Source organism: Streptomyces sp. NBC_00102, assembly GCF_026343115.1.
In the GTDB taxonomy this organism is placed as follows: domain Bacteria; phylum Actinomycetota; class Actinomycetes; order Streptomycetales; family Streptomycetaceae; genus Streptomyces.
Map to the genome: position 1 here is coordinate 3,788,102 of NZ_JAPEMC010000001.1, position 15,164 is coordinate 3,803,265.

The window sequence follows — 15,164 nt, forward strand, 5'->3', positions numbered from 1 at the left end:
GGCCCCCGGACCCCGTCACCCGACGGGCCAGGTGACGAATCTGCGAGGCTATAGACGGTGAACGTGCTGGACATCCTGTTGCTCGTCGGTGCCGTGTGGTTCGCGGTCATCGGCTACCGCCAGGGTTTCGTCGTCGGCATCCTGTCCGTGATCGGCTTCCTGGGGGGAGGCCTGGCCGCGGTCTACCTGCTGCCGGTCCTCTGGGACCGGGTCACGGCCAACTCCGAGGTCTCCTCCACGGCGGCCGTGGTCGCCGTGGTGATCGTGATCGTGTGCGCGTCGGTCGGTCAGGCGCTCACCACCCACCTCGGCAACAAGCTCCGCGTGCACATCACCTGGTCACCCGCGCGCGCCGTGGACGCCACCGGCGGCGCGCTGGTCAACGTGTGCGCGATGCTGCTGGTCGCCTGGCTGATCGGCTCCGCACTGGCCGGCACCTCCCTTCCCACCCTGGGCAAGCAGGTCCGCAACTCCTCCGTCCTGCTCGGGGTCTCCCGCGTGATGCCCGAGCAGACGTCGACCTGGTTCACCGACTTCTCGTCCGTCCTCGCCCAGAACGGCTTCCCGCAGGTCTTCAGCCCGTTCGCCCACGAGCCGATCACCGAAGTCGAGCCGCCCGACCCGGCGCTGACGGGCAGTCCGGTGGTGGCCCGCGCGAAGAAGTCCGTCGTCAAGGTCGTGGGCATGGCCCCGAGTTGCGGGAAGGTCCTCGAAGGCACCGGCTTCGTCTTCGCGGACGGGCGCGTCATGACCAACGCCCACGTCGTCGGCGGCGTCGACGAACCCACCGTCCAGGTCGGCGGCGAGGGACGGGTGTACGACGCGAAGGTCGTCGTCTACGACTGGCAGCGCGACATCGCCGTGCTCGACGTTCCGGAACTCCGAACCACGCCTCTGAGCTTCAGCGGCCCGGACGCCAAGACCGGCGACAGCGCCATCGTGGCCGGCTTCCCGGAGAACGGCGACTACGACGTCCGCAGCGCCCGGGTCCGGGGCCGCATCGAGGCCAGCGGCCTCGACATCTACCACCGGGGCACCGTCCACCGCGACGTGTACTCGCTCTACGCGCTCGTACGGCAGGGCAACTCCGGCGGCCCCCTGCTCACTCCGGACGGCCAGGTGTACGGAGTGGTGTTCGCCAAGTCCCGCGACGACGCCGACACCGGGTACGTACTGACCGCCGACGAGATCCGCCCGGACATCGACGCCGGCCGTACGGCCTTCCAGCAGGTCGACACCCAGGGCTGCGCCCTGTAGGCGGTGTCCGCGGTGTGCCCGCGCGGGTGGTGTGCCCGCGCGGGCGGCCGTCGTCGTGTGCGGCGGTGCCGAGTGAGGATTCGCTAGGTACGGGGATGGCGCAGCCGCGCCGACACCCAGCGGGCCCGTCGGCGGAGGATGCGGGGAATGTTGAGCCGAGGATCGTGTATGACCTGCACGGTATGCACCTGGCCCGTGGGGCCGCCCCCCTCATGAGTGCTCACCGCGGCAGTGGCGGTCGAGCGGCGGTTGCGTGCTGCGTCACCGAAGTCGTGCGTCCAGCCCATACCCCGACGTCTGCCCGTGACCCATGGTCGGTAACCGTGCGGAAGCAAGCCAATTGGCCTATGCGCGCGGCACGTGGCCGTCTTGCGCACACCTGTACGCATCGGGTCAGCGATCGGGCTCGGGATCCTTGAGCCAGTTGATGAGTTCGGCCGAGAAGGCGGCCGGATCCTCCTCGTGCGGGAAGTGTCCGAGACCGTCGAAAAGTCGCCACCGGTAGGGCGCCTCGACGTACTCGCCGGATCCCGCCGAACTCCGGGTCCGCATCGCTGGATCGAGTGAACCGTGCAGGTGCAGGGTGGGTACCCGGACCGGCCGCTTCATGCGCCGGTAGAACTGCACGCCGTCAGGCCGGGCCAGCGACCGCACCATCCACCGGTACGGCTCCACCGAGCAGTGCGCCGTCGAGGGGATGCACATCGCCCGGCGGTAGACGTCCAGCGTCGGACCGTCCGGGAAGGAGATGTCGTTCGGACCGGCCCACTCCTCGATCAGCCGGCCCACCAGCGCTCCCTCGTCCGCGACGAGCTGACGCTCCGGCACCCAGGGCCGTTGGAATCCCCAGACGTACGAACCGGCCCTGGTCTGGGCGGGGTCGGAGAGCATGGAGGAGCGCCAGCGCCGCGGGTGCGGCATCGAGGACACCACGAGGCGCCGCACCAGCTTCGGCCGCATCACGGCCGCCGTCCACGCGAGGTAGCCGCCCATGTCGTGGCCGACCAGGGCGGCGTCCGGCTCGCCCAGTGACCGGATCACGCCGGTGACGTCGAGCGCCAGGTTGGCGGGGTCGTAGCCCCTGGGCGTACGGTCGCTGCCCCCGACGCCGCGCAGGTCCATCGCGACGGCGCGGAAGCCCGCCTCGGCGAGCGCGGGCAGCTGGTGGCGCCAGGTCCACCAGAACTGCGGGAAGCCGTGCAGCAGGAGTACGAGAGGGCCGGAGCCCATCTCCGCGATGTGGAACCGCGCCCCGTTGGCAGCCACGTCACGGTGTGTCCAGGGGCCGTCCAGGCGTACCGGACCGCCGGACGCCGACGGGCGGCCGCCACCCACCGGGGCGACGAAGGCCGGACCGCCCCGCGCCGCCTGTCCGCCGTCGGAGGCGGACCGTGCGGCGTCCGGGGCGGACCCGGACGGCTCCGACGCCTGACGCGCGGAGCCTGTCGTACCGGATGCGCTGTTTTCGGGGACCGTCATGCCGAAGAGCGTGCCACAGAGGACGACTTGTCCTGGACCGCGCTCTTCTCGACGGCCTTGTCCGCGAGGGAAGAGCCGCCGATCGCCGTACGGGACGGGCCGGCCGCCACGACCGGGCGGGGGTGCGGCTTGACGCCCTGGAGGACGGCCGCTGTCTGCTTGGCGGACGCGATCGACTTCTCCGGCGGCTTGACCTTCTTGAACTTGGCGACGGCGAACAGTGCCAGCAGTACGCCCAACAGGATGAAGGCGCCGCCGACGATCAGGAACGACCAGGCAAGGCCCAGTCCCAGGTTGTGGATGCCGTATGCCGCCGCGAAGCTCAGCGTCGGAATCGCGAACAGGAGCAGGACGCCCGCGATGATGCCGGCGGCACTGCCCATGACGCCGCGCTTGACGTCCTGGCGTACCTCGGCCTTGGCCAGGGCGATTTCGTCGTGCACCAGTGCGGACATCTCGGCCGTCGCCGAGGCGACCAGCTGTCCCAGACTGCGGTCCGCGCTGCCCACGAAATTGCCGGGGTCGCTCATCCCTGACTCCCTCTCCTCTTCAACACATCCGGTGACAGATCATGCCGGACTGTCCGGCTTGTTGCGCGCTGCCCCCGCCCGTTCGGCGAGACGGCGGTGTTCGGCCGCCTTCCGTTCGTGGAGGGCGGCCATCCGCAGGTGGTACCCGGGATCGTCCTGCTCGTAGATGTCGGGCACCCCCGACGCGTCCTCGTCCCGCTCCTCAGCCTCGTACAGCGCCCGGTGGACGCGTACCCGGAGTTTGAGCAGTACACCGGAGATTACGGCGGCGATGAGCGAACCGAGCAGAACGGACGCCTTGACCTCGTTGATGGTTTCCTCGTCGCCGGCGAAGGCGAGCTCGCCGATGAGCAGCGAGACGGTGAATCCGATGCCGGCGAGAGAGGCGACCGCGAAGACGTCCGCCCAGGCCAGGTCGGGGTTGAGCTCGGCCCGGGTGAACCGGGTGGCGAGCCGGGATCCGCCGTAGATGCCGATGGTCTTTCCGACGACCAGGCCGAGGACCACCCCGACCGTCTCCGGCCGGGTGAAGACCTCGGCGAGGGCGTTGCCGCGCAGGCTGACCCCGGCGGCGAAGAGGGCGAACAGCGGGACCGCGACCCCGGCGGAGAGGGGGCGCACCAGATGTTCGATGTGCTCGCCGGGGGACCGCTCCTCACCCTCGCGCGGGGTGCAGCGCAGCATCAGCCCCATGGCGACGCCCGCGATGGTGGCGTGGACGCCGCTGTTGTACATCAGGCCCCAGATGACGAGCGCCAGCGGCAGGTACACCCACCAGCCGCGTACCTCGAAGCGGAGCAGGGCCCAGAAGAGCGCCAGCCCGACCAGGGCGCCGCCCAGGGCCAGGAAGTCGACCGATTCGGTGAAGAACACCGCGATGATCAGGATCGCGAAGAGGTCGTCCACGACGGCCAGCGTCAGCAGGAACGCGCGCAGCGCCCCCGGCAGGGAGGTGCCGAGGACGGCGAGGACCGCGAGCGCGAAGGCGATGTCGGTCGCGACCGGTACGGCCCAGCCGCCCAGGGTGCCCCCGGCGAGGGCGTTGGTGAGTACGTAGACGAGCGCGGGCACCGCCATGCCGCACAGGGCGGCGACGACGGGCAGGGCGGCCGTCCTGGGGTCGCGGAGCTCACCCGCGACCAGTTCCCGCTTGAGTTCCGCTCCCGCGACGAAGAAGAAGACGGCGAGCAGCCCGTCCGCGGCCCAGTGCTCCACGGAGAGGTCGAGGCCGAGAGCCCCCGGCCCGAAGTGGAAGTCGCTGACGGCCGTGTAGGAGGAGCCGGTGACGTTGGCCCAGACGAGTGCCGCGATGGCCGCCACCAGCAGCACGACTCCGCCGACCGTCTCCGTGCGCAACGCGTCCGCGAGGTAGGTCCGCTCGGGCAGTGACAGGCGGCCCAGCAGGGTCGCCCGGGGGGTTGCCGGGGTGGCACCGGTGGCAGCGGCGCGGGCGGAAGGGGGTGTCGGGGTTGCCGGGCCGGGCTCCGGTGAGTCAGGGGCGGGTGAGTCAGGGGCCGGCGAGTCCGGCGGCTTCGATGCCGCCGAGTGGGATGCCGCTGAGTGCGGTGCGGGTGAATCCGGTGACGGCGGGGTGCGGCGGGGCTCGGCCACGGGAGAGACCTCCGGTTCGGGGCGGCGAGGACATGGCTGGCGAACTCGCCGACCAGACTTCCCGGCACCCCTATGAAGATCTTCTCCGCTCATGGGCGGATACGGCCACTGTAGACCGCCCGCCGGCAAGCCGGAGGGGCATCCGGCGCGCTGCCGGATGCCCCTCGGAGCCGTACGTCTGCTGGTTGCCCTTGGGCCGTGTGTGCTCAGTCCTCGGAGGAGGTCTTGGGGAACTCGGCCTGGATGAGCGACATGACGGACGGATCGGTCAGGGTGGTCACGTCGCCCAGCTCACGGTTCTCGGCCTTGTCGCGCAGCAGGCGGCGCATGATCTTGCCCGAGCGGGTCTTGGGCAGCTCCGCCACCGGCAGCACCCGCTTCGGCTTGGCGATCGGACCGAGCGTGGCGCCGACGTGGTTGCGCAGCTCGGCCAGCAGCTCGTCGGAGGAGGTCGCCGTCCCGCGCAGGATGACGAAGGCGACGATCGCCTGACCGGTCGTCTCGTCGGCCGCACCGACCACCGCCGCCTCGGCGACCGCCGGGTGCGACACGAGAGCGGACTCGACCTCGGTGGTCGAGATGTTGTGACCGGAGACGAGCATGACGTCGTCGACCCGGCCGAGGAGCCAGATGTCGCCGTCGTCGTCCTTCTTGGCACCGTCGCCGGCGAAGTACTTGCCCTCGAACCGGGACCAGTAGGTGTCGATGAAGCGCTGGTCGTCGCCCCAGATGGTGCGGAGCATCGACGGCCACGGCTCGGTGAGGACGAGGTAGCCGCCCCCGCCGTCCGGAACCTCGCGGGCCTCGTCGTCGACGACCGTGGCCGAGATGCCGGGCAGGGCGCGCTGGGCGGAGCCGGGCTTCGTCGCGGTGACGCCGGGCAGCGGCGAGATCATCATCGCGCCGGTCTCGGTCTGCCACCAGGTGTCCACGACGGGGCACTTGTCGGCACCGATGTGCTTGCGGTACCAGACCCACGCCTCGGGGTTGATCGGCTCGCCGACCGAGCCGAGGACGCGCAGGCTGCTCAGGTCGAACTTGGCGGGGATGTCGTCCCCCCACTTCATGAACGTCCGGATCGCGGTCGGCGCGGTGTAGAGGATCGAGACGCCGTACTTCTGCACGATCTCCCAGAACCGGCCCTGGTGCGGGGTGTCCGGGGTGCCCTCGTACATGACCTGGGTCGCGCCGTTGGCGAGCGGCCCGTAGACGATGTACGAGTGGCCGGTGACCCAGCCGATGTCGGCCGTGCACCAGTAGACGTCGGTTTCGGGCTTGAGGTCGAAGACGGCGTGGTGGGTGTAGGCCGCCTGGGTGAGGTAGCCGCCGGAGGTGTGCAGGATGCCCTTCGGCTTCCCCGTCGTCCCGGAGGTGTACAGGATGAAGAGCGGCTGCTCCGCCTCGAACGCCTCGGGGGTGTGCTCGGCGGACTGACGGCCGGTGATCTCGTCCCACCAGACGTCGCGGCCCTCGGTCCACGCGGTGTCCTGACCTGTGCGGCGCACGACCACGACGTGCTCGACGCTCTCGATACGGGACACGGCGTCGTCCACGGCGGGCTTCAGCGCCGACGGCTTGCCGCGGCGGTACCCGCCGTCCGCGGTGACGACGACCTTGGCGTCGGCGTCCTGGATACGGGCCGCGATGGCGTCCGCGGAGAAGCCGCCGAAGACCACCGAGTGCGCGGCGCCGATGCGGGCGCAGGCCAGCATCGTGATGGCGGCCTCGGGGATCATCGGGAGGTACACGGCGACCCGGTCGCCCTTGCCGACGCCCAGCTCGGTCAGCGCGTTGGCCGCCCGGGAGACCTCGTCCTTCAGTTCCGCGTAGGTGATCGCCCGGCTGTCGCCCGGCTCGCCCTCGAAGTGGATGGCGACGCGGTCGCCGTTGCCCGCCTCCACATGGCGGTCCACGCAGTTGTACGCGACGTTGAGCGTGCCGTCCGCGAACCACTTGGCGAACGGCGGGTTGCTCCAGTCGAGCGTCTCGGTCGGCTCGGTGGCCCAGGTGAGGCGGCGGGCCTGCTCGGCCCAGAAGCCCAGCCGGTCCGCGGCTGCCTGTTCGTACGCCTCCGCCGTGACATTGGCGTTCGCGGCCAGCTCGGCCGGCGGCTCGAACCGGCGTTCTTCCCGCAGCAGGTTGGCCAGGCTTTCGTTGCTCACGAACATCTCCCATTCCCAGGGTGACCGTTGTGTCCCGGGGCATAGCTCATCAGGCGAAAGGCCGAGTGACAAGTGTCTGCCGGGAATTGGTTTAGACCTATTCCTCGTGTATGGAGGAGCTCCGCCGACTCGTGCCGCCGGCACGGCAGGCCGGTACGGGGCGTCGTACCGACTTCTGCCGTGCCCGCGGTGGAGTGGCTGAACCACAAGGTCTCACGGCCCCGGGATGCCACCGGTTCAGACGAGGCTGTGTCTGGCCTCCTCCCGGCCGGAACCGTCCTCCGGGAGCGCCGCCGCCGGACCGTCCTCGGGAAGCGCCGCCACCCGGTCCGGCTTCTCCGGACCGATGTCGATGCCCGGCGCGACCCGCTCGAAGACCTCGTCCGGGCCCGAGCCTGAACTGACGCCCTCCGTCAGCAGGTAGGCCTGCGCCTCTCCGACGTGGAAGTACATGCCGTGCAGCTGAAGGGTCCCGTCCGCCAGCCGGCGCGCAACCGACTCGTGTGCGCGGAGGTGGTCGAGTTGCTGGACGACGTTGGTCAGGCAGAGCTGCTCCACCGCGTCGGCCGGCATCCGGCCGGAGATGCGCGCCCAGGAGTGGTCGCGGGACGACATCCGCTCCAGGCTCGGCAGTCCGTGCCGCAGCCACCGCCACAAGGGTGTGGTCCTCGGCGTCCCCGGTTCGGCGTTGAGGAGTGCCTGCATGGCGCCGCAGCCGGAGTGCCCGCAGACGGTGATGGATTCGACCTGCAGGACGTCCACGGCGTACTCGATCGCCGCGGCCACGGAGTCGTCCCCGCCGCCGTCACCGTCCGCGCCCGAGGGGGGCACGAGGTTCCCCACGTTGCGCACCGTGAAGAGATCGCCCGGACCGCTCGACGTGATCATGCTGGTGACGAGCCGGGAGTCCGCGCAGGTGAGGAAGAGCTGGGACGGGCGCTGGCCCTCCGCCGCGAGGCGTGCGAGCTCCTCGCGGACCAGCGGGGCCGTATTGAGCTGGAAGGAGCTGATACCGCTCAGCAGCGTGTGCGCGCTGCCGCGCCCGCGAGTGCCTCCGGGCGCCGCGTCGTGCCCGGAGGCCCCGGCGGAGTGCGGATCCGGAGATCCTCCGGAGCGTCCCGCCCTCGCACCGGGGCGCTCCGCCGCGGTGGTGGGCTGGTGCGGGCGGTCGTGGCAGTGGTGGTTGCGCCACGGAGTCCACGGACGACAGCAGGAGTGCGCGGCCGACGCGGGTTCCCCGATCCTCCCTCCCGACCTGCCGGTGAAGACGATGCTGCCGCCGTGGGCGACCTGTGTGGTGCGCCAGTCCTGAATGGCCTCGTAGGCCGCGTGATCCATGAAAAAGCCGTCCAGTTCGACGATCGCGTCGATGCCTTGGGGGAGTTGGTTGAGGACGCGGCTGAGCCTCGGTACCGCGAGGAAGGTCAACTGGCCGCGCACGGTCACCAGGAAGCGGCCGCCGTCGCCGTCGCCTTCCGTCACGGAGACACGGGTGCGGGCGAGCCGGTGCAGCGCCATGCCGACCGCTGCCGCGATGCCGATCGCCACGCCGGCCAGTACGCCGAACACGATCACACCGGTGATCGTCGCGCCGTAGACGAGGAATTCGCGGTGCCGGTGGACGTTCCTGATGTGGGCGTAGTTCACCATCTGGATGCCGACCACCATGACGAGGGCGGCCAGTGCGGCCAGCGGAATCCATTCGAGTACCGAGACCAGGCATCCGGCCGCGAGCAGCACCCAGACACCGTGCAGTACGGTCGCCGCGCGGCCGGTGGCTCCGGCGCGGACGTTCGCCGAACTGCGCACCGCACCACCGGAGATCGGGAGGCCGCCGAGCACTCCGGCCAGAAGGTTGGTGATGCCCTGGCCCCGCAACTCGCGGTCCAGGTCGGAGCGGGCGACGCGCGGCGGGGGCATGTCGGGCTGTCGCTGGGTGTGTTCGGCCGTGCGGTCGGAGGCCAGCTTGTCCACCGCCACGGCCGCCAGGAGCGATTCGAGGCTGCCGACCAGCATCACGGTGAACATGGCGGTGGCGAGGGCGAGTACCGGGCCCCGGGGCATCTCGGGCAGGGCGTGCGAGCTCCACGAGGGCAGGTCCACCCGGCTGATGTGGGGCGCGGCGACGGCCGCCACCGCCGTGGCCGCGGCGACCGACGCGAGCGCGGCCGGAATCCTGCGGAGTGCCCGGCCGGCGGCACCGGGGATCCGCGGCCACAGCACCAGCAGGGCGATGGTCAGGCCTCCGATCAGCGGGGCGGCCGGACTGATCCGGGCCAACTGCTCGGGCAGCGCGAGGGCGTTGTCCATCGCGGAGCTCTGTGGGGAACCGCCGAGGACGATGTGCAACTGGGCGAGCGCGATGGCCACTCCGATGCCGGCGAGAGTGCCGTGGACGATCGCGGGGCTGACCGCCAGGGCGCCACGCGCCGCTTTCAGGGAACCCAGCAGGATCTGGAGCAGACCGGCTCCGACGGTGATGGCGCAGGTCGTGCGCCAGCCGTAGACCTGGATCAACTCGGCTGTCACGACGGTCAGTCCGGCGGACGGCCCGCTGACCTGGAGTGGGGTACCGCCGATCATTCCGGCGACGATGCCGCCGAGTGCCGCGGAGATGAGGCCGGCTTCCAGCGGTGCGTCCATGGCGACGGCGAGGCCGAGCGACATGGGGACGGCGATGAGGAAGACCGTGATCGAGGCGGAGAGGTCGCCCGCGGTGACGCGGAAACGGCGGCCTCCGCGCGGCGGCGGGCTGTGCGGCCTCTTCTCCCCGGCGGTACGGGGGAGAGGGGAGTCGTGGTGGTTTCGGTCATTTCGGGTGGGTACGCAGGCGGGCATTCCCGTCTCCTCCGGGGCAGCGCGGTCGCGGAACGTGGGGGACGCGGCCGTGGGTCACGGCGTGCAGCGGCGGGATTTCTCAACTGTTGGTAAATGGATCGTAATGCAGAGTAAAGAAATGCGGCTCACATATCAGGCAAATAGCCCACGTAATCACCCAATGCAGTGAATAAGCATCTTTTCATTCAGCATGTCGCTCCGGGGTGTCCGAGCTGCGTGTGAACGTGACCGCGCCGGTCGGCACATTCCACGCAATCGAGCCGCAAGGAAGAGGTGGGCGGATGATCGCCACCACGAAGAGAGTCGCCCTGGGAGTCACCACCGCAGCCGTGTTCGCCGCTCTGGCCGGCTGTTCCGGAGCCGGAACCGGGGCGTCGGGAGCCGGCGCCGAGAAGGCGCACGGGACCAAGGAGAAGCCCGACGGGCAGAACGCTCCCGCACCGGGCAACGTCGTTCAGCTGATCGGCGACGGCTCCACGGCGTTCACGGGCGCTCAGCCCAACCTTCCTGTCGCCCAGCGCCTCGCGCCGGGACAGAAGCCCCCGCAGTTCGTCGTGTTCTCCTGGGACGGCGCCGGCGAGGACAGCCAGAAGCTCTTCTCCCACTTCCGCGGCGTCGCCAAGAAGTACGGCGCGAAGATGACCTACTTCCTCAGTGGCGTCTATCTGCTGCCCGAGGAGAAGAAGGACCTGTACGACCCGCCCCAGCACTCGCCCGGCCGCTCCGACATCGGCTTCAACGACGCGAAGGGCATCCACGACACCCTCAGGGAGGTGCGCGCCGCCTGGAAGGAGGGCAATGAGATCGGCACCCACTTCAACGGCCACTTCTGCGGCCCGGACGGCGGCGTCGGTACCTGGTCGGTGGACGAGTGGAAGAGCGAGATCCGGCAGGCCAAGTCCTTCGTGAAGAACTGGAAGACGAACGAGCCGGAGCTCAAGCCCGAGGCCCCGCTGCCCTTCGACTACGACAAGGAGCTGGTCGGCGGCCGCACGCCCTGCCTCGAAGGTCAGAAGAACATGGTCGCCGCTGCCCGGGGCATGGGATTCCGCTACGACTCCAGCGGCATCAACAACCAGGTCTGGCCCGCGAAGAAGGACGGTCTCTGGGACCTCTCGCTCCAGCTCGTGCCCGTCCCGGGGCGCGACTTCGAGACGCTCTCGATGGACTACAACTTCATGTTCAACCAGTCGGGCGTCACCCAGGGGGACCCGGCGGAGCACGAGTACTGGGGTGACCAGATGCGCGACGGCCTGCTGGAGGCCTTCGACCGCTCGTACGACGGGAACCGCGCGCCGCTGATCATCGGCAACCACTTCGAGTCGTGGAACGGCGGCACCTACATGCGTGCCGTGGAGGAGACGATCGCGTCCGTCTGCACCAAGTCGGACGTGCGCTGCGTCTCCTTCCGCCAGCTTGCCGACTGGCTGGACGCCCAGGACCCGGCGGTGCTGGCCAAGCTCGGAACGCTCGGTGTCGGGGAGGCCCCGAAGGGCGGCTGGCCGTCCTATCTCGCGGCTCCCGCGGCGGCCGCCGGTGCGAAGCCGATGAGTCCCGCAGGCAAGGGTGCGGCGGACAGGGGTGCCGCGGACAAGGGTGCCGCGGACGAGCGGGCCGAGAAGGCTGCGGCGAGGGACGCTCACCAGAAGTAACGTTTCTGCGGCTGCGGCTGCGGCTGCGACCGCGGCTTCCGCTGTGGCTGTGGCTGTGGCTGTGCGAGGGCGGGACCGCTGCGGGTGTGCCCGCGCGGTTCCCGCCCCTCCGTCGCGGCCCGTACCGGCGGGGCCGCGGTCGTCGCTCGTCACACGGGAGCGGCCACGCCCGTCACCAGGCGGTCGTCGAGGATGAACGCGGGGTCGACCTGGGCGGCCAGATCGGCGCCCGTCTTGTCGTTGCCCCAGCTCTCCGCGTTCTTCAGGTGGAAGTGCACCATCTGGCGCGTGTACCGCTCCCGGTCGCGCAGCTCGTACGAGTCCTCGGCCGCGTCCTGGAGGGCCTGGAGCGCCATCCTGTTGTCGGCCTCCAGCAGCTCGAAGCGGTCCGGCCGGCCCTTCTCCATCGCCCGTACCCAGTCGGAGTGGCCGACCCCGACGAGCAGGTCCTCGCCGACCTCGGAGCGCAGGAAGTCCAGGTCATCCGGGCCCTGCACCTTGTTGCCGACCACCCGGAGCGTCACGCCGAAGTCCCGCGCGTACTCCTTGTACTGGCGGTAGACCGATACGCCCTTGCGGGTCGGCTCGGCGATCAGGAACGTCATGTCGAACCGGGTGAACATCCCCGAGGCGAATGAGTCGGATCCGGCGGTCATGTCGACCACGACGTACTCGTCCGGGCCGTCGACCATGTGGTTGAGGCAGAGCTCCACCGCGCCCACCTTGGAGTGGTAGCAGGCCACCCCGAGATCCGCCTCGGCGAACGTGCCCGTGGCCATCAGCCGGATGTCGCCGTCGTCGAGCCGGACGGTACGCGCGCAGGCGTCGTAGACGGGGTTGTCCTCGCGGACGCGCAGCAGGCGCGAGCCCTCGCCGGGCGGGGTCGTCTTGATCATCGTCTCGGCGGAGGCGATGCGCGGGTTGCTTCCCCGCAAGTACTCCTTGATCAGTGGCATCTCGGCACCCATCGAGGGAAGCGCGGCCGCCTCCCGCTCGTCGAGGCCGAGTGCGGCTCCCAGGTGCTGGTTGATGTCGGCGTCCACGGCGATGACATGGGCTTCGTTGGCGGCGAGGTGGCGGATGAAGAGAGAGGACAGCGTGGTCTTGCCGCTGCCGCCCTTCCCTACGAAAGCGATCTTCATGTTCACCTAGGGTAGTCGCATCATCGCGGAAAGTCGTCGTGCTTCGTGAAGAACAACACGTGGGGGTGGCGAGGGTGTATGGGGCGCGTAGCCTCCCTACTTATGAGTACGACTGCCTCGGACCCGCTCGCCGCTCTCGCCGCCCTGCCGGGGGTCCCCGACTCCGTGGACTCGGTCCGCAAGGCCGTGGACCGGGTCTACGGCCACCGCGTGATGCGCCGCCGCAGCAATGAGGTGACCTCGGAGGCCGCGCTGCGCGGGGCGCGTGGTTCGGCGGCGCTGTCGGGCGCCGACTGGAACCTCGAGGAGGTGCGCCGCCGAACCGACTTCAGTGGCGACCTCGAGGCTCGGACGGTCGGCGCGGCGCTGCGCCTCACCGCCGAAGCCGGTCAACTCCTCTCCATCTGGCGGCAGTCACCCCTGCGGGTACTGGCCAGGCTCCACCTGGTGGCGGCCGGAGGGGCGACCCCCGACGACGCGGTGGGGCGACCCCGGCTGGCCGGGGAACCGGTGGACGAACCCCTGATGGAGGCGCCTCTGCCGGACGCCGACGAGGTGGCCGGGCGACTCGAAGGGCTGTCGCGGCTCATCATCGACGGGAGCTCGGCGCCGGCGCTGGTGACGTCCGCCATCGTGCACGGCGAACTCCTCGCGCTTCGTCCCTTCGGTTCGCACAACGGGCTGGTGGCCCGGAGTGCCGAGCGCATCGTGCTGATCGGCAGCGGTCTGGACCCGAAGTCCATCTGCCCGGCCGAGGTCGGTCACGCGGAGCAGGGGCGCGCCGCGTACGTGGCGGCGTTCGAGGGGTACGTGTCGGGCACGCCCGAGGGGATGGCGGCCTGGATCGCGCACTGCGGGCGTGCGGTGGAACTGGGTGTCAGGGAGTCGACCGCGGTCTGCGAGGCACTGCAGCGCGGAGCCGCCTGACCGTTTCCGGGCAGAAGTGCCCTCCGCCTCGGTGCGGGTGCCGACGGGGAGTCCGGGCGACTCGCGCGTCCCGGGCTGCGCAAGGGCCCGTCCGGTCGGTCCGTGGCCGGGAATCGCGGGGCGAAGAGTTGCGGCGGTACCGGAACCGGTACCGCCGCTGGCACGTCCGCCGGGTTACCAAGCGTCCTCGATCTTTGCCCATCAGGTCGGGTTCTTTGCCCGTGGCCTGGTGCGGCTGGCCCGTAATCGACGGGTCGACGTCGCGTGGGTGCCCGACTTTCATGCGCGGTCCGTGGGGCCTTGCTGCGTGAAAGGTCATCCTCTCGGATGTCCTCGGTCTCGCGGGCCGTTGACTCCTTTGTACTCCTGGAGCGGGGTAAGCGGTACCCCGGGCTCCACTTCTTTACTTTCGCCTTCAATCACCCGCGGACCGGCGGGCGGAACCCATGCCCGCACTCCGCGCGCGGGCATGGGTCAGGCGGATGCGGTGGCTGCCGCGCGGCGGCGCGTGGCGTACCAGACGAGCCCAGCGGTGGCGGCGGCCGCGCCCACGGCTGCCGCGGCCACGAGTGCCGGACGCGGCGGCAGGGAGAAGGAGGGCAGGCGCTGCTTGAGCCGGACCGGACGGTTGAAAACGAGGATCGGCCACTGCCTGGCGGCGGCCTCGCGCCGCAGGGCCCGGTCCGGATTCACGGCATGCGGGTGGCCGACCGACTCGAGCATGGGGACGTCAGTGGCGGAGTCGCTGTAGGCGTAGCAACGCGAGAGGTCGTACCCCTCGGACGCGGCCAGCTCCCTGACGGCTTCTGCCTTGGTCGGGCCGTAGGCGTAGTACTCGACCTCTCCCGTGTAGCAGCCGTCGTCGCCGACGACCATCCGGGTCGCCACGACCCGGTCGGCGCCGAGCAGTTCGCCGATGGGTTCCACCACCTCGGCGCCCGACGTGGAGACGATCACCACGTCACGGCCGGCGGCGTGGTGCTCCTCGATGAGGGTGGCCGCCTCGTCGTAGATGATCGGGTCGATCAGGTCGTGCAGGGTCTCGGCGACGATCTCCTTGACCTGCGCCACGTTCCACCCCTTGCAGAGCGCGGAGAGATATTCACGCATCCCCTCCATCTGATCGTGATCCGCGCCCCCGGCCAGGAACACGAACTGTGTGTACGCCGTGCGCAGCACCGCGCGGCGGTTGATCAGGCCGCCTTGGTAGAAGGACTTGCTGAAGGCCAGCGTCGAAGACTTCGCAATGACCGTCTTGTCCAGGTCGAAGAAGGCGGCGGTGCGCGGCGAGAAGCGGTTTTCCACAAGGCAGAGCATAGGGGGCCTCCATTCGGCGCAAACTCGGGCGCGTGGGTTTGCCTGGCAAGGTGCTCGGGTACACCATGGAAGTCACGGATCGTTCGCGACCGTGCTAACCCGGTCCGACTCCTCCCCCCCCCCGAGTCGGCCGTGGGGACGACCCCCGCTCTCCCCCCCGGCGGGGGTCGTCGCATGTCCGGGTGGGTTTTTCCCCGGAATCGCACGTTTTCCCCTCTGTGCTGCTCCGGCGGTCCTGGTTCCCGGGTG

At 70.2% G+C, this 15,164-nt stretch carries 11 protein-coding genes; 3 read left to right on the forward strand and 8 right to left on the reverse strand.

Annotated elements, in window-relative coordinates:
• Window positions 1-57 precede the first annotated feature (57 nt).
• Window positions 58-1,257 (forward strand): MarP family serine protease, encoded by a 1,200-nt coding sequence (locus tag OHA55_RS16950; RefSeq protein WP_266707176.1) that lies wholly within the window; start codon window positions 58-60, stop codon window positions 1,255-1,257.
• Between the two features lie 83 nt (window positions 1,258-1,340).
• Here the strand turns inward: OHA55_RS16950 and OHA55_RS16955 are convergent, their stop codons facing one another.
• The 6 genes from OHA55_RS16955 to OHA55_RS16980 all read right to left on the reverse strand — a co-directional run bounded on the left by OHA55_RS16955 (window position 1,341) and on the right by OHA55_RS16980 (window position 9,877).
• A complete protein-coding gene (locus OHA55_RS16955) occupies window positions 1,341-1,544 on the reverse strand; it encodes a hypothetical protein (protein ID WP_266707178.1) in 204 nt (67 codons plus the stop codon).
• A 106-nt stretch (window positions 1,545-1,650) separates the two neighbouring features.
• Window positions 1,651-2,736, reverse strand: coding sequence for an alpha/beta fold hydrolase (locus tag OHA55_RS16960; protein ID WP_266707180.1), 1,086 nt, complete (start codon window positions 2,734-2,736; stop codon window positions 1,651-1,653).
• The gene (locus OHA55_RS16965; RefSeq protein WP_266707182.1) at window positions 2,733-3,266 is read right to left on the reverse strand and encodes a phage holin family protein; all 534 of its coding nucleotides are present in this window, start codon (window positions 3,264-3,266) and stop codon (window positions 2,733-2,735) included. Before OHA55_RS16965 ends, OHA55_RS16960 begins: the two co-directional genes overlap by 4 nt.
• 39 nt (window positions 3,267-3,305) lie before the next feature.
• Window positions 3,306-4,670 carry a Na+/H+ antiporter NhaA gene (nhaA, locus tag OHA55_RS16970; RefSeq protein ID WP_266710722.1) on the reverse strand — a complete coding sequence of 455 codons (1,365 nt, stop codon included), beginning with the start codon at window positions 4,668-4,670 and terminating at the stop codon, window positions 3,306-3,308.
• Window positions 4,671-5,083: 413 nt separating this feature from the next.
• A complete protein-coding gene (acs, locus tag OHA55_RS16975; RefSeq protein ID WP_323180423.1) occupies window positions 5,084-7,039 on the reverse strand; it encodes an acetate--CoA ligase in 1,956 nt (651 codons plus the stop codon).
• 237 nt (window positions 7,040-7,276) lie between these two features.
• On the reverse strand, window positions 7,277-9,877 hold the full coding sequence (locus tag OHA55_RS16980; RefSeq protein ID WP_266707186.1) for a bifunctional SulP family inorganic anion transporter/carbonic anhydrase: 2,601 nt from the start codon (window positions 9,875-9,877) through the stop codon (window positions 7,277-7,279).
• 281 nt (window positions 9,878-10,158) lie between these two features.
• Between OHA55_RS16980 and OHA55_RS16985 the strand changes: the two genes are divergently transcribed.
• Window positions 10,159-11,529, forward strand: a complete 1,371-nt coding sequence (locus tag OHA55_RS16985; RefSeq protein WP_266707188.1) for a hypothetical protein — start codon at window positions 10,159-10,161, stop codon at window positions 11,527-11,529.
• Window positions 11,530-11,678: 149 nt separating this feature from the next.
• Here OHA55_RS16985 and OHA55_RS16990 read toward each other — a convergent pair whose 3' ends face one another.
• On the reverse strand, window positions 11,679-12,671 hold the full coding sequence (locus tag OHA55_RS16990) for an ATP-binding protein (protein ID WP_266707190.1): 993 nt from the start codon (window positions 12,669-12,671) through the stop codon (window positions 11,679-11,681).
• A gap of 102 nt (window positions 12,672-12,773) precedes the next feature.
• Here OHA55_RS16990 and OHA55_RS16995 point away from each other — a divergent pair, with 102 nt between their 5' ends.
• Window positions 12,774-13,598: an oxidoreductase gene (locus OHA55_RS16995; protein WP_266707192.1), complete on the forward strand. Its 825-nt coding sequence runs from the start codon at window positions 12,774-12,776 to the stop codon at window positions 13,596-13,598.
• 474 nt (window positions 13,599-14,072) lie between these two features.
• Here OHA55_RS16995 and OHA55_RS17000 read toward each other — a convergent pair whose 3' ends face one another.
• A complete protein-coding gene (locus OHA55_RS17000) occupies window positions 14,073-14,915 on the reverse strand; it encodes an HAD family phosphatase (protein WP_266707194.1) in 843 nt (280 codons plus the stop codon).
• Between the last annotated feature and the right edge of the window lie 249 nt (window positions 14,916-15,164).